The 1,447-nt window shown below is 66.8% G+C and carries 1 protein-coding gene; it reads left to right on the forward strand.

Annotated features, from left to right (window positions below; genetic code table 11):
- Nucleotides 1-60: 60 nt before the first annotated feature.
- Nucleotides 61-1,296 carry an IS701 family transposase gene (locus IE107_RS34405; RefSeq protein WP_189548265.1) on the forward strand — a complete coding sequence of 412 codons (1,236 nt, stop codon included), beginning with the start codon at nucleotides 61-63 and terminating at the stop codon, nucleotides 1,294-1,296.
- Nucleotides 1,297-1,447: the final 151 nt, after the last annotated feature.

The following is a 1,447-nucleotide window of genomic DNA, read 5'->3' on the forward strand; positions in this document are numbered from 1 at the left end:
CCTAGTAGTACTTCGTTAGGTTGATTTGATCTTGGATTTTGGGTCAGACATGCTGCTCGTGTGGACTTGGGGGAGATCGAGCAACTCCGGGGCGAGCTGGCCGCGTTCGTGGCTGAGGTGTTCGCGTCCGTGCCGCGTCGGGATCAGCGGGCGAAGGGTGACTGCTATCTGCGTGGGTTGATGCTGGACGGCCGGAGGAAGTCGATCCAGCCGATGGCCGCGCGGTTGCCGGACGGTGACATGCAAGCCTTGCAGCAGTTCGTGAACCAGTCGCCGTGGGACCACGCCGCGGTGTTGCGGGCGGTGGCCGTCAAGACGGTCCCGGTAGTCGATCCTGAGGTGTGGGTGATCGACGACGTGTCGTTCCCCAAGGACGGGAAGATGTCGGTGGGGGTGGCCCGGCAGTGGTGCGGGGCGCTGGGCAAGCAGTCCAACTGCCAGGTTGCGGTGAGTCTGCATGCCGCGTCCGACACCGCCTCCGTGCCGATCTCGTGGCGGCTTTTCGTGCCGCAGCAGTGGCAGGACGACACCGCGCGTCGGTCCAGGGCCGGCATCCCTGAGGAAGTGGGGCACCGGGAGAAGTGGCGGCTGGCCCTGGACCTGATCGACGAGGCGGTCTCCTGGGGCCTTGCGCCGCAGGTGATTGTCGCGGATGCCGGGTACGGACAGAACAACGCATTCCGGCAGGCTCTGACCGACCGTGGCCTGGACTTCGTCGTCGCGGTGCGGGCGGATGAATCCGCCCACCCGTACGACGCTGTGCCCACCGCGCCCGCCTGGAGCGGGAACGGACGCAAGCCCGCCGCCCGCTACCGCACCAAGGCGCTCTCGCTGAAAGGCCTGGCTGCCGAATCCGGTCGCAAGGCCTATCGGCAGGCGACCTGGCGCAAAGGTTCCCAAGGTCCGATGCGCTCGAGATTCCGGGTGCAGAATGTGCGTCCGGCCGGTGTCGCAGCCCGCACTCATGCGATGGCCCAGGCGGGAGGCTCTTCCGCCTGGGGCGGGGTTCTGCCGGCCCTGGCCCTGCTCAGCGAATGGCCCACCGGCCAGAAGACGCCCACTGAGTACTGGCTGACCAGCCTGCCCGCCGACACCCCGCTGCGATACCTGGTCCGGCTGGCAAAGATGCGCTGGCGGATCGAGCACGACTACCGCGAGATGAAACACGGCCTGGGCCTGGACCACTTCGAAGGCCGTACCTGGCGTGGCTGGCACCACCACGCCGCCCTGGTCACCGCAGCTCACGCCTTCCTCACCCTCCGACGCCTCGACCCAAAAGCCCAAGCGCCGGCCTGACCTTCTACCAGGTCCTCGACACGCTCCAGGACCACATACGCGCATGGACCGGCACATGCCCCACCTGCCACCGCGACATACCCACTCCAGCCCCGCCAGAACACCACCCAAGCCAGCCAACCTAACGAAGTACTACTAGAAGATCACTGAA

Origin of the sequence: Streptomyces gelaticus, from assembly GCF_014649535.1 — a bacterium.
GTDB lineage: Bacteria > Actinomycetota > Actinomycetes > Streptomycetales > Streptomycetaceae > Streptomyces > Streptomyces gelaticus.